20 protein-coding genes and 1 tRNA gene are annotated in these 21,394 nt (G+C 73.5%); 9 read left to right on the top strand and 12 right to left on the bottom strand.

What is annotated here, in order from left to right:
• Positions 1 to 190 precede the first annotated feature (190 nt).
• Positions 191 to 1,159 (top strand): lysophospholipid acyltransferase family protein, encoded by a 969-nt coding sequence (locus tag HDG69_RS10000; RefSeq protein WP_171783634.1) that lies wholly within the window; start codon positions 191 to 193, stop codon positions 1,157 to 1,159.
• Between the two features lie 33 nt (positions 1,160 to 1,192).
• Here HDG69_RS10000 and pth read toward each other — a convergent pair whose 3' ends face one another.
• The 5 genes from pth to HDG69_RS09975 all read right to left on the bottom strand — a co-directional run bounded on the left by pth (position 1,193) and on the right by HDG69_RS09975 (position 5,653).
• Positions 1,193 to 1,798 carry an aminoacyl-tRNA hydrolase gene (gene pth / locus HDG69_RS09995; RefSeq protein WP_171783633.1) on the bottom strand — a complete coding sequence of 202 codons (606 nt, stop codon included), beginning with the start codon at positions 1,796 to 1,798 and terminating at the stop codon, positions 1,193 to 1,195.
• A 108-nt stretch (positions 1,799 to 1,906) separates the two neighbouring features.
• Complete coding sequence (locus tag HDG69_RS09990; RefSeq protein ID WP_171783632.1) at positions 1,907 to 2,506, bottom strand: 50S ribosomal protein L25/general stress protein Ctc; 600 nt, start codon at positions 2,504 to 2,506, stop codon at positions 1,907 to 1,909.
• A gap of 339 nt (positions 2,507 to 2,845) precedes the next feature.
• Positions 2,846 to 3,829: a ribose-phosphate diphosphokinase gene (locus HDG69_RS09985; RefSeq protein ID WP_171783631.1), complete on the bottom strand. Its 984-nt coding sequence runs from the start codon at positions 3,827 to 3,829 to the stop codon at positions 2,846 to 2,848.
• Positions 3,830 to 3,875: 46 nt separating this feature from the next.
• Entirely contained in the window at positions 3,876 to 5,432 is a 1,557-nt protein-coding gene (gene glmU, locus HDG69_RS09980; protein WP_246256552.1) for a bifunctional UDP-N-acetylglucosamine diphosphorylase/glucosamine-1-phosphate N-acetyltransferase GlmU, read from the bottom strand.
• A 149-nt stretch (positions 5,433 to 5,581) separates the two neighbouring features.
• Positions 5,582 to 5,653 (bottom strand) — tRNA-Gln (locus HDG69_RS09975).
• 239 nt (positions 5,654 to 5,892) lie between these two features.
• Between HDG69_RS09975 and HDG69_RS09970 the strand changes: the two genes are divergently transcribed.
• From HDG69_RS09970 to HDG69_RS09955, 4 genes are all read left to right on the top strand, one after another.
• Positions 5,893 to 6,489 (top strand): TetR/AcrR family transcriptional regulator, encoded by a 597-nt coding sequence (locus HDG69_RS09970; RefSeq protein ID WP_171784018.1) that lies wholly within the window; start codon positions 5,893 to 5,895, stop codon positions 6,487 to 6,489.
• A gap of 224 nt (positions 6,490 to 6,713) precedes the next feature.
• A complete protein-coding gene (locus HDG69_RS09965) occupies positions 6,714 to 6,953 on the top strand; it encodes a hypothetical protein (protein WP_171783629.1) in 240 nt (79 codons plus the stop codon).
• A gap of 175 nt (positions 6,954 to 7,128) precedes the next feature.
• Positions 7,129 to 7,632: a MarR family winged helix-turn-helix transcriptional regulator gene (locus HDG69_RS09960; RefSeq protein ID WP_171783628.1), complete on the top strand. Its 504-nt coding sequence runs from the start codon at positions 7,129 to 7,131 to the stop codon at positions 7,630 to 7,632.
• The gene (locus HDG69_RS09955; protein ID WP_171783627.1) at positions 7,629 to 8,876 is read left to right on the top strand and encodes an MFS transporter; all 1,248 of its coding nucleotides are present in this window, start codon (positions 7,629 to 7,631) and stop codon (positions 8,874 to 8,876) included. The genes HDG69_RS09960 and HDG69_RS09955 overlap by 4 nt, the downstream gene beginning before the upstream one ends.
• Positions 8,877 to 8,880: 4 nt before the next feature.
• Here HDG69_RS09955 and HDG69_RS09950 read toward each other — a convergent pair whose 3' ends face one another.
• Positions 8,881 to 9,777 carry a LysR family transcriptional regulator gene (locus HDG69_RS09950; protein WP_171783626.1) on the bottom strand — a complete coding sequence of 299 codons (897 nt, stop codon included), beginning with the start codon at positions 9,775 to 9,777 and terminating at the stop codon, positions 8,881 to 8,883.
• A gap of 96 nt (positions 9,778 to 9,873) precedes the next feature.
• Between HDG69_RS09950 and HDG69_RS09945 the strand changes: the two genes are divergently transcribed.
• Complete coding sequence (locus HDG69_RS09945) at positions 9,874 to 10,734, top strand: aldo/keto reductase (RefSeq protein WP_171783625.1); 861 nt, start codon at positions 9,874 to 9,876, stop codon at positions 10,732 to 10,734.
• A gap of 26 nt (positions 10,735 to 10,760) precedes the next feature.
• Complete coding sequence (locus HDG69_RS09940; RefSeq protein ID WP_171783624.1) at positions 10,761 to 11,693, top strand: aldo/keto reductase; 933 nt, start codon at positions 10,761 to 10,763, stop codon at positions 11,691 to 11,693.
• A 37-nt stretch (positions 11,694 to 11,730) separates the two neighbouring features.
• Here HDG69_RS09940 and HDG69_RS09935 read toward each other — a convergent pair whose 3' ends face one another.
• Both HDG69_RS09935 and HDG69_RS09930 read right to left on the bottom strand, forming a co-directional pair.
• The gene (locus HDG69_RS09935) at positions 11,731 to 13,593 is read right to left on the bottom strand and encodes an ATP-binding cassette domain-containing protein (protein WP_171783623.1); all 1,863 of its coding nucleotides are present in this window, start codon (positions 13,591 to 13,593) and stop codon (positions 11,731 to 11,733) included.
• 13 nt (positions 13,594 to 13,606) lie between these two features.
• Entirely contained in the window at positions 13,607 to 14,137 is a 531-nt protein-coding gene (locus tag HDG69_RS09930) for a putative immunity protein (protein WP_171783622.1), read from the bottom strand.
• 94 nt (positions 14,138 to 14,231) lie between these two features.
• Between HDG69_RS09930 and HDG69_RS09925 the strand changes: the two genes are divergently transcribed.
• Both HDG69_RS09925 and HDG69_RS09920 read left to right on the top strand, forming a co-directional pair.
• Positions 14,232 to 15,200: an acetylxylan esterase gene (locus HDG69_RS09925; RefSeq protein ID WP_171783621.1), complete on the top strand. Its 969-nt coding sequence runs from the start codon at positions 14,232 to 14,234 to the stop codon at positions 15,198 to 15,200.
• 62 nt (positions 15,201 to 15,262) lie between these two features.
• Entirely contained in the window at positions 15,263 to 16,573 is a 1,311-nt protein-coding gene (locus tag HDG69_RS09920) for a hypothetical protein (RefSeq protein WP_171783620.1), read from the top strand.
• Positions 16,574 to 16,608: 35 nt separating this feature from the next.
• Here the strand turns inward: HDG69_RS09920 and HDG69_RS09915 are convergent, their stop codons facing one another.
• The 4 genes from HDG69_RS09915 to HDG69_RS19385 form a co-directional block, all read right to left on the bottom strand.
• On the bottom strand, positions 16,609 to 17,541 hold the full coding sequence (locus HDG69_RS09915) for a 4-(cytidine 5'-diphospho)-2-C-methyl-D-erythritol kinase (RefSeq protein WP_171783619.1): 933 nt from the start codon (positions 17,539 to 17,541) through the stop codon (positions 16,609 to 16,611).
• Positions 17,538 to 18,410 carry a 16S rRNA (adenine(1518)-N(6)/adenine(1519)-N(6))-dimethyltransferase RsmA gene (gene rsmA, locus HDG69_RS09910; protein WP_171783618.1) on the bottom strand — a complete coding sequence of 291 codons (873 nt, stop codon included), beginning with the start codon at positions 18,408 to 18,410 and terminating at the stop codon, positions 17,538 to 17,540. The genes HDG69_RS09915 and rsmA overlap by 4 nt, the downstream gene beginning before the upstream one ends.
• A 28-nt stretch (positions 18,411 to 18,438) precedes the next feature.
• Positions 18,439 to 19,767 (bottom strand): resuscitation-promoting factor, encoded by a 1,329-nt coding sequence (locus tag HDG69_RS09905; protein ID WP_171783617.1) that lies wholly within the window; start codon positions 19,765 to 19,767, stop codon positions 18,439 to 18,441.
• A 211-nt stretch (positions 19,768 to 19,978) separates the two neighbouring features.
• Positions 19,979 to 21,289, bottom strand: coding sequence for a resuscitation-promoting factor (locus tag HDG69_RS19385; protein WP_281360164.1), 1,311 nt, complete (start codon positions 21,287 to 21,289; stop codon positions 19,979 to 19,981).
• Positions 21,290 to 21,394 lie beyond the last annotated feature (105 nt).

Here is a 21,394-nt window from a genome sequence, read left to right as displayed (position 1 = left end):
ACGCTAGGACCGACGCGCTCCGTCAGCGTAGGTCGCCGGGTCCGGCCGTGGGGGCTCGGCGGACCGGAGTCACCCGGGTGAAAGTCCGCGTGCACCGGGCCGGGCACGGCCCCCCGGCCCCATGATCGAACGAGGCGACGGACTCCCGGAGGCGACGATGTCAGGTCATGTGGTAGCCCGGCTGCGCTCGATGAGCAGCCAACGCAGGGACAGCCTGCGTGCCGGTCTGTACAGCGGCGTGTTCCGTCCTGCCGGGCGACACCTCCCGATGCCGGTGGTGCGTGCCCTCGCCTGGCCGTGCGCCGCGCTGCTCGTCGCCGCCGAGGGATGGCGCAGCACCGGATGGCACCGGTACCGCGACGCGTTGGGTTGCTCCACGGCCCGGGCGCTGGGGGTCTTCTGGGCCCAGCAGGCCGGGCTGCTGGAGGAGCACGCCTTCCAGCACGGCGCACGAGCCGGACGGCTCCGCCCCGACGACTACGACATCCGGATCGTCGCCACTCCGGAGGCACGGCAGGTCTTGGACGGCAACGAGCCGTTCGTCGTCGTCTCGGGCCACTTCCTGCGCGACGCGGCGCTCTTCGCCATGTTCGCGCCCACCGTGAGCCATCGGTCGTCGTCGTTGATCACCGTGGAACCTCCGGCCGAGGCCACCACCGCGCAGGAGCGCCGGGTCCAGCGCCAGCTGTCCGCCAGCCTCGAAGCGCTCGAACGGTGGAGCGCACCGGCCGACTTCGAGCTGATCTACCTGGGCAACGCGGCCAGGCACGCCCTCCAGGCGTTGAGCGCCGAGAAGCGGTTCGTGTGGATCAACATCGACGCGCCGTGGACGGCGGGCCGCGGGCCCACCGTCGAGATGCCCTTCGCGGGGCATGCCTCACGGACGTTCTCCACCGGTTCGGCACGCATCGCCCGCAGCGCGCGCTGCCCCCTGCTGCTGGCGCTGCCGGAACCGCCGAGAGGGCGGACGGTCACGCTGCGCGTGCTCGGCCCGTACACGTCCACCTCCCCCGACCCCCGCGTGCGCGACGCGGAGGTGACGCGCGCGGTGCTCGCCGACGTCGAACGACACATCGGCCGACGCCCCGAGCACTACCTCCTCGACATCGGCAGCGACCGCCGCTGGGACCGGGCGACCAGCCGCTGGATCGCTGGGTAGCGGGTCGGCACGGCCAGGTCCGAACCCGCCGGTTCAGCCCTTCACCGCGTGGAACTTCCCCTGCGCGGCCAGCAGCCCCTCGGTGACGACCATCTCGACGGCGTCGGCGGCGTCGTCGACCAGGATCGGCAGGTCCTTGCGCTCGGTGGCGGTGAAGTCGCGCAGCACGTAGTCGGCGGTGTCCATGCGACCGGGCGGGCGGCCGACGCCGACGCGCACCCGGGTGTACTCGCGCGTGCCGAGGGCCTTGGAGATGTCGCGCAGCCCGTTGTGGCCGCCCTCTCCGCCGCTCGCCTTGAGCTTGATCGTGTCGAACGGGATGTCGACCTCGTCGTGCACGGCCAGCACGTGATCGGCGTCGATGCCGTAGTACTGGGCGAGCGCCGAGACGGGTCCGCCCGAGGTGTTCATGTAGGTGGCGGGCTTGGCCAGGACGACCCGGGGGCCGGGGGCCCCGCCGGGCAGCGTCCCGAGCCGCGTCTCGGCGACGACGGCCTGCGCGCGCGGGTGCTTGGCGAAGCGCCCGGCGGTCCGATCGGCGAGGAGGTCGAGCACCATCTGGCCGACGTTGTGCCGGTTGCCGGCGTACTTCGGTCCGGGGTTGCCGAGCCCGACGACGAGCCAGGGCGTGTCCGACATGTGCTTCATCCTTTCGCCGGGTGCACTGTAGCCCGGCACGCAGAACGCCCGACGGCGGCGCACGGCCGCCGTCGGGCGTTCGGGTGGTGCTGACTCGTCAGACGAGCGTCACTCGGCGGAGGACTCGCTCGCGGCCGACGCGGAGTCGGCCGACTCCTCGTCGGACTCCTCGCCGCGCGGCTCGGTGATCGTGACGACGGTGTAGGAGGGGTCCGTGAGGAGCTCCACGCCCTCGGGCAGCGGGATGTCGCCGGCGAGGATGCTCTCGCCGGCCTGCTTGCCCTCGATGGAGACCTCGATGGTCTCCGGGAGGTTCGTCGCGTCGGCCTCGACGGAGAGCGTCTGCTCCTCGACCAGGTGGATGGAGCCCGGCGCGGACTCGCCCACGATGTGGACCGTGATGTCCACGGCGATCTTCTCGCCCTTGTTCACCAGGAGCAGGTCGACGTGCTCGATCTGCGGGCGCACCGGGTGGCGCTGGACGTCCTTGACGACCGCGAGGTAGCCCTCGCCGTCGACGTCGAGACCGATCAGGGCGTTGGTGTGGCGGACGGCGAGCATGGTCTCGTGGCCCGGCAGGTTGATGTGCAGCGGGTCGGCGCCGTGGCCGTAGAGGACGGCGGGGATCTTGCCGGCGCGGCGGGCGCGACGGGCGGCCCCCTTGCCGAACTCGGTGCGGGCCTCGGCTGCGAGCTTGATCTCGGCCATGTGGATCACTCCTGCTTGAAGTCTGTGCGTGCCGACGACCAGAGGGAGCCATCGGCTGTCCGCGTGGGGAACCGGCGCGGACGGGCGGCTGCGTCGGCGTGGGACACGTGACGGACGCGATCGAGGGGCGCCGCACGGTCGGGGCGCATGCGCGCTACCGGCAGCCGCCCAGTCGATCACGGAAATCCGACGGATCCAGCTCTGCGGGCTGCGAGCAGAAGCTCGCGACCGGTGGACCGGCGCCCGTCAGACGTCCCTCGCCGAGGCAACCTGAATACTGTACCCGCCGCAGGGGCACGGTGGAAAGTCAGTGCTCGCGGCAGGCCCGTGGGACTCGTCTCAGCTGTTCCCGTCGAACAGGGAGGTGACCGACCCGTCGTCGAACACCTCGCGGATCGCCCGCGCGATGAGGGGGGCGATGGACAGCACCGTCAGGCCCTGGAACCGCTTGTCGGCGGAGATCGGCAGGGTGTTGGTGACCACGACCTCCGAGGCGCCGCACTCGCTGAGCCGCTGCCCGGCAGGGTCGGAGAGCACACCGTGGGTGGCCGCGACGACCACGGACTTCGCGCCGGCGTCCATGATGACCTTGACGGCCTCGGCGATCGTGCCGCCGGTGTCGATGAGGTCGTCGACGAGCACGCACTCGCGCCCCTCGACGTCGCCGACGACGCGGTTGGCGACCGCCTGGTTCGGGCGCGTGACGTCGCGGGTCTTGTGGACGAACGCCAGCGGGCCGCCGCCCAGCTTCTCGGCCCACTGCTCGGCGACGCGGATGCGCCCGGCGTCCGGCGACACCACGGTCACGTTGGTCGTGTCGACCCGGGTGCGCACGTACTCGGTGAGCAGCGGCATCGCCCACAGGTGGTCGACCGGCCCGTCGAAGAACCCCTGGATCTGCGCGGTGTGCAGGTCGACGCTCATGATGCGGTCGGCCCCGGCGGTGCGCAGCAGGTCGGCGACCAGACGCGCAGAGATCGGCTCGCGACCGCGGGACTTCTTGTCCTGACGGGCGTAGCCGTAGAACGGCGTGACCGCGGTCACCGTGCGCGCCGAGGCGCGCTTGGCCGCGTCCACCATCAGCAGGTGCTCCATCAGCCACTGGTTGACGGGCGCCGTGTGGCTCTGCAGCAGGAAGATGTCCGCGCCACGGACCGACTCGCCGAACCGTACGTACGTCTCGCTGTTCGCGAAGTCGTACGCCGAGACCGGCAGCAGGCCGATACCCAGCTCCTCGGCGACGGCGTCGGCGAGCTCAGGGTGCGCCCTGCCGGCTGCGAGGACGAGGTTGCGCTCTCCGGTGCCGGGGATCGAGGTGTTCATCAGGGGGTTGCTTCCTTCGTACGAGGTCTCGGGATCGGGCAGGCGGTCAGGCGGACTCTGAGGACTGCGGCGACGCGACGTCGCCCGGGACGTTCCCGGTGAGGGCATTGTGCTCGGCCAGCTCACGCTTCGCCTGCGCACCGAGCCCGTCCTTGACCGCGCCGTCGCTGCTCGCCCGGGCGGCCGCCTCGGCAGCGGCGCTGCCCGGCCGTCGACGCTCGACCCATCCGTCGACGTTCTTCTGCTGGGAGCGGCTGACGCCGAGCGCACCGGCCGGGACGTCACGGGTGATGATGCTGCCCGCCGCGGTGTAGGCACCGTCCCCCACGGTCACCGGCGCGACGAACATGTTGTCGGCACCGGTGCGGGCGTGCGAGCCGATCACCGTGCGGTGCTTGTGCACGCCGTCGTAGTTCACGGTGACGGACGCCGCGCCGATGTTGCTCTGCTCACCGATCGTCGCGTCCCCGACGTACGACAGGTGCGGGACCTTCGAGCCCGCGCCGATCTCCGAGTTCTTCGTCTCGACGAAGGCGCCGATCTTCCCTCGCTCACCGAGCCGCGTGTTCGGCCGCAGGTAGGCGAACGGGCCGACCGTGGCACCGTCGCCGATCACCGAGAGCGAGCCGTGGGTGCGCGCCACGGTGGCGTCCGCGCCGACCTCCACGTCGGTGAGCGTCGTGTCCGGCCCGATCGTGGCACCGGACTCGACGCGGGTGGCCCCGTGCAGCTGGGTGCCCGGCAGCAGGGTGACGTCCTGGGCGAGCTCGACGTCGGCGTCGACCCAGGTGGTGGCCGGGTCGACGACGGTCACGCCCGCACGCATCCAGTCCGCCAGGATCCGCCGGTTCAGCTCCGCCCCGAGGGTCGCCAGCGCGAGACGGTCGTTGACGCCCTCGACCAGCATCGGGTCGTCGCTGAGCAGGGCGCGGACCGTGCCGCCCTCGGCGCGGGCCGAGGCGACGACGTCGGTGAGGTAGACCTCGCCCTGGGCGTTGTCCGCGGCCAGGCCGCCCAGTCCGCGACGCAGCACGGCGGCGTCGAACACGTACACCGAGGAGTTGATCTCGCGGATCTGCCGCTGCTCCGCGGTCGCGTCGGCGTGCTCGACGATCGCGACTACGTCGCCGGTGCCCTGCTCGCGCACGATGCGCCCGTAGCCGGTGGCGTCGTCGAGCTCCGTGGTCAGGATGGTCACGGCGTTGCCGTCGGCGTGGTGGGCGGCCAGCAGCTCGCCGAGCGCGGCGCCGTCGAGCAGCGGGATGTCGCCGGCGAGGACGACCACCGATCCCTGCAGCCCGTCACCGAGGTCGCTCCCGGCGTCGCCGGTCTCGGCGAGACGGGCCGCCACGGCGGCGTGCGCGCGGGCGTCCAGCGCGTCCAGCGCGCACTGGACGGCGCGCCCGGTGCCTGGGATCTCGTCCTGGTCGACGACCACGGCGGTCTCCTCGAGCGCCCGCGCCGCGGCGGCGACCTGGTCGCGCTCGTGCCGCACGACGACGGCGAGGTGCGCCGGGTCGAGCTCGCGCGCCGCCGTCATCGCGTGCCCGAGCATCGACCGGCCGGCGAGGCGGTGGAGGACCTTCGGCGTCGCGGACCGCATGCGGGTGCCCTGGCCTGCGGCGAGGACGACGACGGCGGCCGGTCGCGGCAGGTCGTCCGAGGAAGGCGTCGAGCCGTGCGTTGCGTCCTGCTCGTCCTGAGGGGCCGTGGAATCCACCGGTGCTCCGTCTCTGTCGGGTGTCGCGCGAGCTCCGCCCCCAGGGCTCGAACCTGGACCAAGGGCACCAAAAACCCGTGTGCTGCCGATTACACCAAGGCGGATCGGTGCGTCACGGCGGCCCGGGATCCTCCCCGCAGCACGCGGCGCTGCCCACCTGCTGCACACCGCCGTCACGCGTCCGTGGCCCAGTCTGCCAGGTCGCCCGGTGTGCCCCGCGCACATCCGGGCGAACCGGACGGAGGGCCGGCGTGGCGCGGACCACAGGGAGTGCGCACGGAGCAGGCATGATGGACCCATGCCTGCCGACTCCCGCGCGTCCAAGCGTGCCCCGCGTGCCCGGATGACGGCGAGCCAGCGCCGTGAACAGCTGCTGGCCGTCAGCCGGGGCCTGTTCGCGGGCAAGGGGTTCGAGGGCACCAGCGTCGAGGAGATCGCGGCCACCGCCGAGGTGTCCAAGCCGGTGGTCTACGAGCACTTCGGCGGCAAGGAGGGCATCTACGCCGTCATCGTCGACCGCGAGGTGCAGGCGCTCACCTCCGTGCTGACGGGCGCCCTGGAGGAGGGCGGCCACCCGAAGGTGATGGTCGAACGCACCGCGCTGGCGCTGCTGGGCTACATCGAGGACTCGGAGGACGGCTTCCGCATCCTGGTGCGCGACTCCCCCGTCGCCCAGGCGACCGGCACGTTCTCCTCGCTGATCGGCGACGTCGCCACGCAGGTGGAGCACATCCTGGCGGACGAGTTCAGGCGCAACGGCCTCGACCCGAAGGCCGCCCCCCTGTACGCGCAGATGCTGGTGGGCATGGTGGCCCTGACCGGTCAGTATTGGCTGGACGCCCAGCGTCCGAAGAAGACCGAGGTGGCCGCGCACCTGGTGAACCTGGCGTGGAACGGCCTGGCCGGCATGGAGCGCCGCCCGGAGCTGACGAAGCGCTGACCCCCGGCCGCCGTGGGTGCGGCGAGGTTGTCCACAGGGACGACGTCGACCCTCCCCGACGCACGCGCGCACCGGCAGCGTGTCCCCGTGCCTCGGCGACGAGGTGGCCTTCTCCCGCACGACGGCTCTCGACCTGCTCGGCATCGAGCGCCCCTGGACGCTGGAGGGTGACGACGCCCTCCACGTGGTCACCGTCAGGCAGCAGGACCGGCCACGGTACGACGGTGACCCAGACGTTCGTCCACGTCGGGGTCGGGCTGCGCCGGCCCGACGACGTCGTCGTCCTCGGTGACGCGATGATGCGGCGTCAACGGCCGCTCACCACGGTGGCGGAGCTGACCGACCTGGCGGGGCGGACGCGCAAGGTCAAGGGCATCACCCGGCTGCGCGATCAGGTCCCGCGCATGCGGCCCGGCACCGGCTCCGGCCCGGAGACCGTGACGCGGCTGGGCCCAGTGGCGTGAGGACGTCCGCGCCTGGCGCCGCCGTTGACCCGACCCCGCCCGGCCTGCTCGCTGCGGGTGCACGACACGCCGTGGAATCACCTGTCATGGCGGCGTGTCGTCCACCCGCAGCGGGGGAGGGAGGCCCGGGGCGTCAAGATTCTTGACGTCGAGAGACTCGCGCTACCCTGAGCGGATGGACAGCACGCAGCGGGGGGACGAGGTCGACCGGATCGTCGACGCCTGGCAGCGCGAGCGCCCTGACCTGGACGTCGAGCCACTGACGGTCTTCTCCCGCATCAGCCGCCTGGCACGCCACCTCGACCGTGCCCGCCGCGGGGCCTTCGCCGGGCACGACCTCGAGACCTGGGAGTTCGACGTCCTGTCCGCCCTGCGCCGCGCGGGCGACCCGTACCGCCTCTCCCCCGGCACCCTCGTCGCCCAGACCCTCGTCACCAGCGGCACCATGACCAACCGGATCGACCGCCTCGAGCGGCGCGGCCTCGTCGAGCGGCACCGCTCCCCCGACGACCGCCGCGGCGTGCTGGTCCAGCTCACGTCCGCCGGACGCGCTCGCGTCGACGCCGCGATGAGCGACCTGCTCGACGTCGAGGCCCACGTGCTCGACGCGCTGCCGACCGCCGAGCGCCCGCGCCTCGCCGGTCTGCTGCGCACCCTCGGCGCACAGTTCGACGAGTGAGCACGAGCGACGGCCACGGGGACGACGACGGCGCACGGCCCGGTGCGGCGCTCGCCGCGGGTGCCGGTGGGCTGGCGCTCGCCGCTCTGCTGCTCGTCGCCCTCAACCTGCGCGCCCCGCTGACCGCGCTCGCCCCGGTGGCCGGCGACGTCGCCGCCGGGCTGGGGCTGACCTCCGCCGGCGTCGGTCTGCTCACCTCGATCCCGGTGCTGACCTTCGCGCTGTGCACACCGGCCGCCGCGGCCCTGGTGGGGCGGTGGGGCCCCGAGCGAGCGGTCGCCCTCGGGCTGCTCGCGATCCTCGGCGGCACCCTGCTGCGGTCGAGCGGATCGGTCGGTGCCGCACTGGTCGGAACGGCCGTGCTCGGGGCGGGCATCACCGTCGGCAACGTGGCCGTGCCCGTCGTGATCACCCGCGACTTCCGGCGCCGGGCGGCCGGGGTGACGGGCGCCTACACCGCCACGATGAACGCCGGTTCCACGCTGACCACGCTCTGCACCGTGCCGCTGGCCGTCGCGTTCGGCTGGCAGTGGGCGCTGGCCGGCTGGGGCGTCCTGGCGGTGGTGGCGCTGGTCGCCTGGGTCCCCGCGGGTCGTTCGCTCGCGCGCCGCCACGCGGGAGCGGCGCCGTCGGGCACCGACCCGTCCAGGGCCGGCGGCCTGGCTACGTCGCAGCGCCGTCTGGCCCTGCTCCTCCTGATCGCGTTCGCCGGGCACACCTCGGGCTACTACGGGATGTCGACCTGGCTGCCGACGATCCTCGCCGACCGCTTGGGTCTCGACGCCGCGGCGGCCGGTGGCGCTGCCGCGCCTTTCCAGCTCGCGGCGGTCGCCGGGGCGTTCCTGGTGCCGCTGGGGCTCGCCGGGCGGTTGTCCGAGCGCACGGTCGCGACCGGGCTGTGTCTCCTGTGGCTCACTCTCCCGGCGGTCCTGCTGCTCACCCCGCAGGCATGGTGGGTCGGTGTCTGCCTGGCCGGGGCGGCCCAGGGCGGCATCTTCACGGTGATCTTCACGCTGATCGCGCGGCGGTCACCGTCGGTGGCCGGCGCACGCCGCACCTCGGCGATGGTGCAGACCGGCGGGTACGCCTGCGGGGCCACCGTGCCGACGGTGCTCGGCGCCGTGCACGAGTCGACCGGAGGGTGGACGGCTCCGCTGCTGGTGGTCGTCGCGCTGCTGGTCGCGATGTCGGTGGCCCTGTGGGTTGCCGCGGGGCCCACCCGCCCGACCCTCCCCCGGGGCTGAGCCGTCACGCCGGCTGCGCGACGGCGAGGTTGGCCTCGGCGAGCAGCTCCAGCAGGCGCACGGCGGCTGGTTCTGCCGTCGGCGCCGAGACGGCTGAGACCACCCACTCGGGGGCGTTCTCGGCGGGCAGCTCGAGAACGGCGAGACCGGCCGCCTGCGGCTTCGCCGCCACGTGCTGCGGTACGACCGCGACACCCAGTCCGCGTTGGACGAAGTCGAGCAGGGTGTGGACGTCGTCGACGCTCATCCGGACGCGTCGGTCGAGGTGCCGGTCGGTGAACGCCGTGTCCACGAGCTGTCGGATCGCCCACGCCTCCCGGAAGTCGACGAAGTCACGCGCGGCGAGACCCTCCCAGGTGGCCTGGCCGGAGCTCGCGAGGTCGTCGGTGGGATGCACGAGCCCGACGACGGGTCGCCTCCCGAGCTCGAGGCGGCGCAACGACCCGAGGTGCTGGGTCGTGGCGAGGAACGCGACGTCGAGGTCACCGGCGCGCACCTGGGTGGCGAGCTCGGCGGAGCCTGCCTGCGTGAACTGGACGTCGACCAACGGGTAGCGCAGCCGGAACCTCTCCAGCAGCGGCCCGACGTCGACGACCCCGAGGCACTGCTCCGCGCCGAGACGTAGCTGGCCGGACAGGTGCTGACTCGCCCGCGCGACGGCGTCACGGCCTGCGGACGCTTGGGCGAGCATCCGACGAGCGAAGGGCAGCAGCGCCCGGCCGGCGTCGGTGAGCGCGACCCGCCGGGTGGTGCGGGCGAACAGCGACGCACCGAGCTCCTTCTCCAGGCTGCGGACGGCGGCGGACAACCCCGACTGGGTCACCCCGCACAGTGCCGCCGCCCGGGTGAAGTGGCCCTCCTCCGCCACCGCCACCAGGTACTCCATCTGCCGCAGCTCCATAGATCACTCCCGTTGCTGAATCCGATGAGTTCAAGTTGTTGGACTCATGACCGTTCCCTTCCTATCGTCGGAGGCACCGTCGAGACAAGGAGAACCGTGGAAGCTCGCATCATCGGAAGCCGGTCTGTCAGCGCGATCGGCCTGGGCGGCATGCCCCTGTCCATCGAGGGCCGCCCCGACCTCGACCGCGCCGTCGCCACCGTCCACGCCGCGCTGGACGCGGGCGTGACCCTCATCGACACGGCCGACGCCTACCACCGCGACGCCGGGGAGGTCGGCCACAACGAGGAGCTCATCGGCCGCGCGCTGCGCGCCTGGGGCGGCGACGCCTCCGAGGTGCTGGTCGCGACGAAGGGCGGTCACCTCCGCCCCGGCGACGGCACCTGGACCCAGGACGGCCGCCCCGAGCACCTCAAGCAGGCCGCGAAGGCCTCCGCGCAACGCCTCGGGGTCGAGGCGATCGGCCTCTACCAGTTCCACCGACCCGACCCGTCGGTGCCCTACGCGGAGTCGGTCGGCGCCCTGGCCGAGCTGCTCGACGAGGGCGTCATCCAGCAGGCCGGCATCTCCAACGCGACCGTCGACCAGATCGACGAGGCCCGCCAGGTCCTCGGCGGGCGGCTCGCCTCGGTGCAGAACCAGTTCTCCCCCAGGTTCCGCTCCAGCCTCGACGAGCTGCAGCACTGCGCCGAGATCGGTGTCGCGTTCCTGCCCTGGTCCCCGCTCGGCGGCATCACCCAGGCTGCCGAGCTGGGATCGACGCACGCCGTGTTCGGCCGCGTCGCCGAGCGCCACGGCGTGAGCCCCCACCAGGTCACGCTCGCCTGGGAGCTCGCGCTCGCGCCCGTCGTCGTCCCCATCCCGGGCGCGTCGCGTCCCGCGAGCATCGAGGACTCGGCCCGCGCGGTCGAGCTCGAGCTCACCGCCGACGAGCTCGCCGAGCTCTCGGCCTCCTGACCACCGACCGATCGAGGAGGATCACCATGAAGACCGTCCCCCTGGGCCCCACGGGACGTCAGGTCCCCAACGTCGTCCTCGGCCTGATGCGTATCGCGCAGATGGACGACGACGCCGTCCGCCGGCTCGTGCGCACCGCCCGCGACGCCGGCGTCGACTTCATCGACCACGCCGACGTGTACGGCGACGAGCTGCACGGCTGCGAGCGCCGGTTCGCCGAGGCCATGCAGCTCACGCCCTCGCAGCGCGCGGAGCTGACCATCCAGTCGAAGGCCGGGATCGTGCCGGACGGCCCGTACTTCGACTACTCGTACGACCACCTGGTGGAGTCGGTCGAGGGGTCGCTGCGGGCGCTCGACACCGACTACCTGGACGTGCTGCTGCTGCACCGTCCCGACGCGCTGGTGGAGCCCGACGAGGTGGCCCGGGCGTTCGACCACCTGGAGTCGACCGGCAAGGTCCGCGCCTTCGGTGTCTCCAACCACACGCCGGGCCAGATCGAGCTGCTGAGGAGGTCGGTGCGTCAGCCGCTCGTGGCGAACCAGCTCCAGCTGTCGATCACGCACGCGCCGATGGTCGCGCAGGGCGTGGCGGCCAACATGGCGGGCCTGGACCAGTCGACGGCGCGCGACGGCGGGATCCTCGACTACTGCCGCCTGCACGACATCACCGTGCAGGCCTGGTCGCCGTTCCAGGCAGGGTTCTTCACCGGCGTGTTCCTCGGCCACGAGGGCTACCCGGAGCTGAACGCCGTCATCGACCGGCTGGCCGCGACGTACGACGTGCCTGCCATCGCGATCGCGACGGCCTGGATCACGCGCCACCCTGCCGGCATGCAGGTGGTGCTCGGCACGACGACGCCGGAGCGCGTCGCCGGTGCGGCCCAGGGCTCGGACGTCCCGCTGACCCGTGCCGAGTGGTACGAGCTGTTCCGCGCGGCGGGCTACACCGTGCCGTGATCGGGGGGCGACGGCGCCCAGGCGCCGTCGCCCGCCGCTACTCGGCGAGCTCGGCGGCCTCCAGCCACTCCGTCTCGACCTCGTCCTTCTCGGCGAGCAGCTCCCGCAGCCGCGCGTCGAGCTTCGCCGTCGCCTCGAAGTCCGTCGGGTCGGCCGCCATCTGCTCGTGCAGCCTCGCCTCCTCCGCCGCCAGCCGGGTCAGCCGCTTCTCGAGGCGCTGCACGGCCTTCTTCGCGGCCCGCTGGTCCGCCGCCGACGCCTTCGGCCCGGCGGTGCTGCCCGCCCCGGGTCCCGACGCCGACTCGCCGCCGCGCGGTAGTCCTGACCCGCTCGACCCCGCCGCGCCCGACGCCGCAGCGCGGCGTAGGGACAAGTACTGCTCCACGCCACCCGGCAGGTCCCGGAGCGTGCCGTCCCCGAGCAGCGCCCACTGCCGGTCGCACACCCGCTCCAGCAGGTACCGGTCGTGCGAGACCACGATGAGCGTGCCCGGCCAGCCGTCGAGCAGGTCCTCCACCGCGGCCAGGGTGTCGGTGTCGAGGTCGTTGGTGGGCTCGTCCAGCAGCAGCACGTTGGGCTCGGAGACCAGCAGGCGGAGCAGCTGCAGACGGCGCCGCTCCCCACCGGACAGGTCGCGCACGGGCGTGTGGGCCCGCTCGCGGGTGAACCCGAGCCGCTCGGTGAGCTGCCCGGCCGTCATCTCCTTGCCGTCCACCACGACGGTGCGCTTCTCGGAGTCGACCACCTGCACGGCCGTGAGATGACCGACCTCGTCGAGCTCGGTGACCTCCTGGGTGAGCTCGGCGACCTCGACGGTCTTGCCACGTCGCACGCGCCCGCCGTCCGGTTCTCGACGCCCGGCGAGCAGCGCGAGCACCGTCGTCTTGCCCGCACCGTTGACACCGACCAGCCCGTAGCGGTCGCCGGGCCCGAGGCGCCACGTGACGTCGTCGAGCAGCGTCCGCCGGCCGCCGTCGGGCTGCGGGACGGAGACGGTGACGTCCTCGAGGTCGAGCACGTCCTTGCCGAGCCGCTTGGTGGCCATCTGGGTGAGCTCGAGGGTGTCGCGCGGCGGCGGCTCGTCGTCGATGAGCGCGGCCGCGGCGTCGAGCCGGAACTTCGGCTTGGAGGTGCGGGCGGGTGCACCACGCTTGAGCCAGGCGAGCTCCTTGCGCAGCAGGTTGTTGCGCTTCTCCGCGGCGGTCGCCGCCTGCCGGGAGCGCTCGGCGCGCGCCAGGATGTAGGCGGCGTACCCGCCCTCGTAGCCGTCGACGGCGCCCGTGCCGTCTCCGCGCACCTCCCACATGCGCGAGCAGACGGCGTCCAGGAACCACCGGTCGTGGGTGACCACGACGAGCGCACCCTGCCCACCGGAGGGACGCCCGGCCGTCCCGTACCGGTTCGCCAGGTGCTCGGCCAGCCACGCGACCCCCTCGACGTCGAGGTGGTTGGTCGGCTCGTCGAGGAGCATGACGTCGGGGTCGGTCACCAGCAGGGCGGCGAGCGCCGCTCGACGCCGCTGCCCGCCGGAGAGCGTCGAGACCGGCTGGTCGAGGTCGAGGTCGGCGAGCAGCCCGGCGTGGACGGTACGGATGCGGGCGTCCGAGGCCCACTGGTGGGTGGCGTCGTCACCGTGGACCAGGTCCAGCACCGTGGCGCCGGGGCGGGCCTCGTCGCGCTGGTCGAGCATCCCGAGCCGGGAGCCGCCCACCCGGGTGACCCGACCGCCGTCGGGCGCCGCGGTCCCGGCCAGCAGGCGCAGCAGGGTGGACTTGCCCGCACCGTTGGGGCCGACGACGCCGATGCGGTCGCCGTCGTCGAGGCCGAGGGAGACGCCGTCGAGCAGGGTGCGGGTGCCGATGGTCAGGGAGATGCCGTCAGCACCGAGAAGATGAGCCACCCCAGAAGGGTAGTCACCCGGACGACCGCAGAGCGCCGTCCAGCTCGGCCAGGAGTCGTGCGGCTCGGCTCCTGCCGGGTGGTGCCGGCGGGTACCGGCGCAGCACGTCGACGACGACGCCTCCGGCCCGGGCGCACGCGAGCGCGATCTCGCGCTCGGCGGCGGCGGGCCGTTCTCCCGCCTGAATCTCGGCGATGCGGGCGGCGTTCGCCGCGGCGCGCAGCACGTGCCCGACCTGGTGCGCCCTCGCGATCGGGTGCAGGTAGGCCGCGGCCGGTGCGTCGCCGGCAGCCTGCGCGGCCAGCCGTGAGACCTCGGTCGGCGCCTCCCGGGCGGCCCGGTGCGCGTCCGTCGCGCTGAGCCGCTGCCGCCTGCTGCGCGGCGCCCCGTCGACGAACGCTCGTGCGGCGGCGAGCGCCTCACGGGGGCGGCCGTCGTCGGGCCGGACCTCCTCGAACAGGGGCAGGACCTGCTGCGCGGAGCCGGCCGCGAAGTGGACCACGGCACGCAGCTCGTCGGCCGTCAGCTCGAAATCTCCAGGCACCCGGCGATCATCGCACCACCGGTCCCCGCAGCGACCTGACCGGCGGCGATAGAGTGCTGGGCAGCACCGACGCGCCACGTACGGAGGACCACCGATGGCCCAGTTCGACCTTCCGCTGCCCGAGCTCGAGCAGTACGCCCCCGAGATCGACGAGCCCGCCGACTTCGACGCGTTCTGGTCCGGCACCATCGCGGAGGCCCGCGGGCACGGGGACGGCGTCGAGGTCGCGCGGGTCGACACCGGCCTGACGGAGATCACCGTCGACGACGTGACGTTCCCCGGGTTCGGCGGCCACCCGGTCAAGGCGTGGCTGGTGCGACCGGCGCGGGCCGAGGGCCCGCTGCCCGCCGTCGTGGAGTTCGTCGGCTACGGCGGCGGCCGCGGCCTGCCCCACGAGCAGCTCGGGCTCGCCGCCGCCGGCTTCGCCCACCTCGTCATGGACACTCGGGGGCAGGGCTCCGGCTGGGGCTCCGGCGGCGACACCCCGGACCCGGTGGGCCATGCCCCGGCCTCCCCCGGGTTCCTGACCCGCGGCATCGTCGACCCGGCCGAGCACTACTACCGCCGGGTCTTCACCGACGGGGTGCGCGCCGTCGACGCCGTGCGGCAGGTCGACGGGATCGACCCGGGGCGCGTCGCGGTCGCCGGGACAAGCCAGGGCGGCGGTATCGCGATCGCCGTGGCGGGCCTGCTGCCCGACGTCGCGGCCGCGGCGCCGAACGTGCCGTTCCTCAGCCACTTCCGGCGAGCCGTGCAGATCACCGACGCGTTCCCGTACGGGGAGATCACCCAGTACCTGTCGGTGCACCGGGAGCACGAGGACGCCGTGTGGCGCACGCTGTCGTACCTCGACGGGGTCTCCTTCGCGCGGCGCGCGCAGGCCGCCGGGCTGTTCTCGGTGGCCCTCATGGACGCCGTGTGCCCGCCCTCGACCGTGTACGCCGCCTACAACGCCTGGGGTGCGGCCGAGAAGCAGATCGACGTCTACCCGTACAACGGGCACGAGGGTGGTCAGCACTACCGGTTCGCCCCCACCCTGGCCTGGCTGCGCAAGCACGTCTGAGCGCACCGACGACACCTGGTCACGGACACCGGACCGATCACCGACAGGAAGGACGACATCTCGTGCGCACGAAGGACCAGGCGGCCTGGTGGCGCAGGCCACGCGTCGTGGTGGCGCTGGTCGGCATCGTGGTGCTGGGTGCGGTGGCCGTCGTGGCCGTGGTGGACCGCGGCGGCGAGGAAGCGCCGGACCCGGTCGTCGCCTCCACCCACACGGGCTACCCGGCACGCGGCGACCTCGTCGCGGCGGGCGGCTGGGAGCCGGAGGCCGAGGCGGCCGCCGAGGTCTGGCGGGCCGTGCCCGCCGGCGGTGAGACGAAGCCCCCGGAGATGGGCCGCGAGATCCAGCTGATGTGGGCCGGGGACGTCGAGGCACGCGACCTGCCGTACGCCCGCGAGCACCTGCGCGACGAGGCCGGCGAGCTCGGCACCGCTCGGCTCCTCCTCCTCCAGTCCTTCAACCAGCTCGCCGCGGCCGTGGCCCCGGTCGGGTCCGACGGCGAGCGCACGGGCGACTACACCCTCGTGTCCGAGGCCATCGCGTGGCCGGGCGACGCCGCGATCTCGCCGAGGGACGGTGTCCTGCTCCTCGCCGAGACCTCGGACGTCGTGGACTCCGTGCGGGTCGCCGGCCAGGACGAGGCCGTCGCGGTGCACGACGGCCTCGTCCTCGGCGCACCACCCGGCGTCATCCGGCACGAGCAGGCCTTCGCCCACGGCCGCGAGGAGTACCAGGGTCTGGTGCTCACCGAGTCCGGCAGGACCGTGGCCGTCCGGGACGACGCGTTGTGGCAGGCGCTCGACGACCCCGTCACGAGCGCCCGGACCGAGAGGGCCCTGCGCGACGCCTACGAGGATGCCCGGCCCCGGACCAGCGGGTCGGCGCTGCCGCTGGCCGCGCTGTGGGAGCCGGTCGAGCTCGAGGACGGCCGGAGCGTGATGGTGGTGGCCGTCCAGGCGGACGGCACGGGCGGACGGGACCCGTCCTGGGTGGTCGTGGGCGGCCTGAACCTGCCCGGTGCCACCGGGGCCTCCACGCGCGTGGTGCGCCTCGGCGCGGGTCAGCCGCCCGGCCTGGTCCACGCGGGCGAGCGCCGCGGCCCCGTGCTCGCGGCCCGGTGGTTCGAGCCCGAGCAGCTCGGCACCTCGCACCCGCAGCTCGTCGTCGTCGGCGGGCCCGGCATCACCGAGGTCGAGGTGCTCACTGCCGACGGGGTGCAGCAGCTCCCGGGGACCGCTGCCGCGCTGCCGGCCTGGGAGGACGACGGCTCCGGCCCGGTCATGAGCCGTGCCGTCGTCGTCGGTCACACGGCCGACGGCGGGCCGGTGACCCCGCTCCCTGCCGGGCAGGGCCATCCGACCGCGGAGTCATAGCGCGCGGTCCCCGCGCTACGCGGTGGGGCGGTGCGTCACAGGACGCGTGCTCCCGACGCCGGACCCGTCGTGCACCACACGGCGTCGGCCGCGTCCTCGGCCGTCCAGGTCGCGGCCAGCGCGAGCGCGTGCTGACGCGAGCGTGCCAAGGCCGCGACCGTCGGCCCCGACCCGGAGACCATGGTCCCGAGGGCGCCACCGTCCTGGGCGATCTCCAGGGTGCGCGCCAGCTCGGGGCGCAGGTCGAGCGCCGCGGCCTCCAGGTCGTTCTGCAGCGCCGCGCCGAGGGCCCGGGCGTCCCCCGCGCGCAAGGCCTGCATGAGCCCGTTGTCGTCGGCGTCGCCCACCGACGGGGCGGTCGGGCCGGTGAGCTCGTCGAACCGCCGGTACACCTCGGGGGTGGAGAGTCCCTCGTCACGCGTCGCGAACGCCCAGTGGAACTCGCCGCGGGTCATCGCCGGGGTGAGCAGGTGCCCGCGCCCGGTCCCGACGGCGGTGTGGCCCAGCAGCGCGAAAGGCACGTCGGACCCGAGCGTCGCCGCCAGGCCGGCCAGCTCCTCGCGCGGCAACGCGGTCCCCCACAGGGTGTCGCAGGCCAGCAGGGTGGCGGCCGCGTCGGCGGACCCGCCGGCCATCCCACCCGCCACGGGCACGCCCTTGGCGATGTGCAGCGCGACGCTGGGATCGAGCCCGACGTGCCGGGCGATCGCCTCGACGGCCTGCCAGGCCAGGTTGGTGGAGTCGAGGGGGACGCGCTCGGCCTGCGGCCCCTCGACCGTCAGCGAGATGCCGGCGCCCTCGGGGACCTCGGTCGCGGTGACCTCCTCGTGCAGGGCTACCGCCTGGAACACGGTGACCAGCGGGTGGTAGCCGTCCTCGGCCACCGGTCCGACGCGCAGCGTGAGGTTGATCTTCCCGGGGGCGCGCACACGGACGGACGGCGCGGGGGCGGCGGCGAGGTGGCTCACGCGTCCACCGTGCCAGCCTCGGCGCCCAGGCGCTCGGCGATGCGGGCGAAGTCCGCGATCGCGAGCCGCTCGCCACGCAGCGACGGGTCGACGCCCGCGGCCCGCAGCGCCTCCTCGGCGGCCGGACCCGAGCCGAACAGCCCGGACAGCGCGGCCCTCAGGGTCTTGCGGCGCTGGGCGAACGCGGCGTCGACCACCCGGAAGACCTCCTCGCGGGTCGCGGTCGTGACCGGCGGGTCGTGCCGCACGATCTCGACGAGCGCCGAGTCCACGTTCGGCACCGGCCAGAACACGTGGCGACTGATCGTCAGCGACCGGCGGGCGGCGCCGTACCAGGCGGCCTTGGCCGACGGCACCCCGTAGGTCCGGGAGCCGGGCGGGGCGGCGAGCCGGTCGGCCACCTCGGCCTGCACCATGACGAGCACCGAGCGCAGGGAGTCGAAACGCTGCAGGAACGTCAGCAGCACCGGCACGGCCACGTTGTAGGGCAGGTTCGCCACGAGCGCCGACGGCGGCGCACCGGGCAGGTCGGTGACGTCCATGGCGTCGGCGGTCACCAGCTCCAGGTCCGCGTCGGGGGCGTGGCCGTGCACCGTGGTGTGGAGCTGCCCGGCCAGGACCGGGTCGATCTCGACCGCCACGACCGACGCCCCGGCCTCCAGCAGGCCCAGGGTCAACGAGCCGAGGCCCGGGCCCACCTCCACGACACGGTCCCCGGGCTCCACCCCGGCCGCACGGACGATCTTGCGGACCGTGCCGCCGTCGTGCACGAAGTTCTGCCCGAGCGTCTTGGTGGGCCGGACGCCGAGACGCCCTGCCAGCTCGCGGATCTCCGCAGGGCCGAGCAGGGCGCCAGGGGTGTCAGTCATGGGGCTGAGTATCGCCCGACCGGACGGGTCAGTACCAGTTGTTCGCCTGCGAGTGGCCCCAGGCGCCGCACGGGGTGCCGTAGCGGCCGGCGATGTAGTCCAGGCCCCAGGTGATCTGGGTGGCAGGGTTGGTCTGCCAGTCGGCGCCGGCGGCGGCCATCTTGTTGCCCGGCAGCGACTGCGGGATGCCGTAGGCGCCGGAGGACGGGTTGGCGACCGTGTGCGACCAGTTCGACTCCTTGGTCCACAGGTTCTCCAGGCACGTCCACTGGCTGCCGGTCCAGCCGCGGTCGGCGGCCATGCGCTGGCCGATCTCGCGGTTCGACCCGGAGTAGCTGGTCGACGAGCTGTCCGCGGACGACTCGGACGAGGAGCCGGACGCGGTCTCGGGCTCCGGCTCGGGCTCGGGCTCCGGGCGCTCCTTGGTCCCCTGGACGAGGACCTCGGTCACCGGTTCCGCGGTCACCATCGAGGCGATCTTCTTGTTCGAGACCTCCTCGCCGTCGACCGTGGTGATCTCCCGCACGACGGTGCGCGAGCCGGGACGGCCCTCGCGCTGCACCTTGGGGTCGAGGTCCTCGTAGCGCTGGTCGCTCTTCTTGGTCCGGGTCTCGTGCTCGATCTCCTTGACCTTGGTCACCTGCTCGACCTCGACGCGCTCGACGACGACGGCGACCTGCGGCACGTCGGTGCCGTCCGGGAGGCTGTCGGCGTCGACGCCGGTGTCGGAGGCCCGGGCGACGGTGACGTTGTCGTCGTCGTCCACCTCGACCTCGGCGGCGGCCAGGACCGTGTCGAGGTCGTCGGAGCCGTCGACGACGTCCACCGTGCCGCCGTGCACGACGGCGACCTGGTCCCCGTCGTGCACCTGCAGGCCGAGCTCGGTCCGGTCGTCCGACCGCGAGGCGACGAGGGCGACGTCGCTGCCGCGCTGGGCGAGCAGGTCGAGGGCCTCGTGGGCGTCCAGGGCGGTGACCCAGGTAGACGTGGCCTCGCCGTCGATCTCGACGTCGATCTCCTTGCCGGTGCGCACGACGACGTCGCTCCCACCGGTGAGCGGGTCGCCGAGGGCGGGGGTGACGAGGTCGCGGTCGGTGACGGCGACACCCTCGGCGGCGAGCAGCCCGTCGACGTCGCCGGCGAAGCTGCCGACCGTCCGGGTCTCGCCGTCGACGTCGAGCGTGACGGTCTTGTAGGCCTGGGAGACGGCGACGGCGGACCCGCCGCCGAGGACGAGGGCGCCGCCGGCGACGGTGGCGACGATCGCCCGACGACGCCGGGTGCGGCGGGTCCGGGTGACGGCGCGGGTCTCGGCCGTGCTGGGCCGGGGCTCGTGGTTCTCCGGTGCGGAGGTCATGGATCTCCAGAAGGGTGGGGGGTGCGACCGTAGGGGTCAGGCCTCTACGGCAAGAACTGGCCGAGGGCGCGAACGACACCCGACCGTAACTGATTCGTGATCTGACGCAAGACGGTCTGCGTCACACCTGAGCGCCTCGGCACGACGACTTCACGTGCCTTCACACGTCGGGCACACGCCGACGAGCCGTCGCTGCCGAGGCGGCCTCAGGTCAGAGCAGGCCGAGCTTGCTGGCGCAGTGCGGCCACTGGCCCCAGCCGGCACGCTGCTGCAGGATCTTCGCCCGCTTGGTCTGCTCGGCGGCCGAGGCGTCCGAGGGCAGCCCGGAGCCACCCACCGCCTGCCAGGTCGGCAGCGAGAACTGGTACATCCCGTAGTAGCCGTTGCCGGTGTTGGTCGACGGGTTGCCTCCCGACTCGCACTGGGCGAGCTGGGACCAGACGCCCGAGGGGGCGCTGCCGCCGGAGGAGCCGCTCGAGCTCGAGGACGACCCGCCCGAACCCGACGACGAGCTGCCGGACGACGAGCTGCCGGACGACGCCGGCTCCGGCTCGGGCTCGGGTTCCGGCTCGGGGCGCTCCTTGGTGCCGACGACGACGATCTCGTCCACCGGCTCGGTGGTCACCTCGCTGGAGAGCTTCTCGCGCGACTCGACCTCACCGTCGACACGGGTCACGAGCCGGACGATGGTCCGCTCGCCCTTCTTGCCCTTCTGGGACACGGTCGAACCGAGGTCGCTGTAGCGGTCGGCGTCCTTCTCGGTGACGGTCTCGAAGTCGATCTTCTTGGTCTTGGTGACCTCCTCGACGTCGACCACCTGGACCACGACCCGCACGGACGGGTCCGACGCGGTCTCGGGCTCGACCCGGTCGACGTGCACGCGGTCGTCGGCGTCGATCTCGACGGACTCGGCCTCGAACAGCTCCGTCAGCGTGCGGGCACCGTCGTCGACCACGCTCTCCTCGCCGCCGACCACCAGCGCGACCGGCCGGTCGGCGTCCAGGCGGATGGGCAGCGACGCTCGGTCCGCGGACCGCGAGGGCAGCAGGCGGACCTGCTCGTCGCGATGGGCGAGCTGCTGCAGCGCGTCGTCGGCGTCGAGCGCCGCGACCCAGACGTCCTGCTCCTCGCCGTCGGCCTCGACGGTGAGCTCGCGGCCGTACCGGACCTGGACGACGGCACCGTCACGCAGCTCCTCGCCCGCGGCGGGGGTGATCTCGTCGTTGTCGCCGACGCGCACACCCTCCTCGACGAGCACGTCGTCCACGGTGCTGGCGTAGGTCGTCACGGAGACCAGCTCGCCGTCGACGTCGAGGGTGACGTCCTTGCGGAGCTGCTCCACGACGGCGAAGCTGACGCCGCCGGCGACCATGACGCTCAGCGCGACCACCATGGCGACCAGCGGCCACCGGCGGCGGCGCAGGGCGGTCGCCGGGGCGGCGGCGGCCGCAGGCTCGGAGGCGGGTGCTGCATCGTCAGGGGCAGCGGGCGGCGTGACGGAGTCGTCGGGCCAGTCGTTCAAGGGGATTCCAGACGTCGGTGGTCCCGGTTACGACGGCGGCTCCCGACTGGCGGTCGGGCCTGCGGTCGATCCGGTGGCTCCGACGACCGTAACCGCATCGTGATC

This window comes from Isoptericola halotolerans, assembly GCF_013149785.1.
Taxonomy (GTDB): domain Bacteria; phylum Actinomycetota; class Actinomycetes; order Actinomycetales; family Cellulomonadaceae; genus Isoptericola; species Isoptericola halotolerans.
This window is presented reverse-complemented; position numbering and strand designations above follow the sequence as displayed.

Coding starts and splice junctions, on each gene's coding strand:
- HDG69_RS10000 (WP_171783634.1), top strand. CDS start 191: ATGAGCAGCCAACGCAGGGACAGCCTGCGTGCCGGTCTGTACAGCGGC.
- pth (WP_171783633.1), bottom strand. CDS start 1,798: ATGTCGGACACGCCCTGGCTCGTCGTCGGGCTCGGCAACCCCGGACCG.
- HDG69_RS09990 (WP_171783632.1), bottom strand. CDS start 2,506: ATGGCCGAGATCAAGCTCGCAGCCGAGGCCCGCACCGAGTTCGGCAAG.
- HDG69_RS09985 (WP_171783631.1), bottom strand. CDS start 3,829: ATGAACACCTCGATCCCCGGCACCGGAGAGCGCAACCTCGTCCTCGCA.
- glmU (WP_246256552.1), bottom strand. CDS start 5,432: ATGCGGTCCGCGACGCCGAAGGTCCTCCACCGCCTCGCCGGCCGGTCG.
- HDG69_RS09970 (WP_171784018.1), top strand. CDS start 5,893: ATGACGGCGAGCCAGCGCCGTGAACAGCTGCTGGCCGTCAGCCGGGGC.
- HDG69_RS09960 (WP_171783628.1), top strand. CDS start 7,129: ATGGACAGCACGCAGCGGGGGGACGAGGTCGACCGGATCGTCGACGCC.
- HDG69_RS09950 (WP_171783626.1), bottom strand. CDS start 9,777: ATGGAGCTGCGGCAGATGGAGTACCTGGTGGCGGTGGCGGAGGAGGGC.
- HDG69_RS09940 (WP_171783624.1), top strand. CDS start 10,761: ATGAAGACCGTCCCCCTGGGCCCCACGGGACGTCAGGTCCCCAACGTC.
- HDG69_RS09925 (WP_171783621.1), top strand. CDS start 14,232: ATGGCCCAGTTCGACCTTCCGCTGCCCGAGCTCGAGCAGTACGCCCCC.
- rsmA (WP_171783618.1), bottom strand. CDS start 18,410: ATGACTGACACCCCTGGCGCCCTGCTCGGCCCTGCGGAGATCCGCGAG.
- HDG69_RS09905 (WP_171783617.1), bottom strand. CDS start 19,767: ATGACCTCCGCACCGGAGAACCACGAGCCCCGGCCCAGCACGGCCGAG.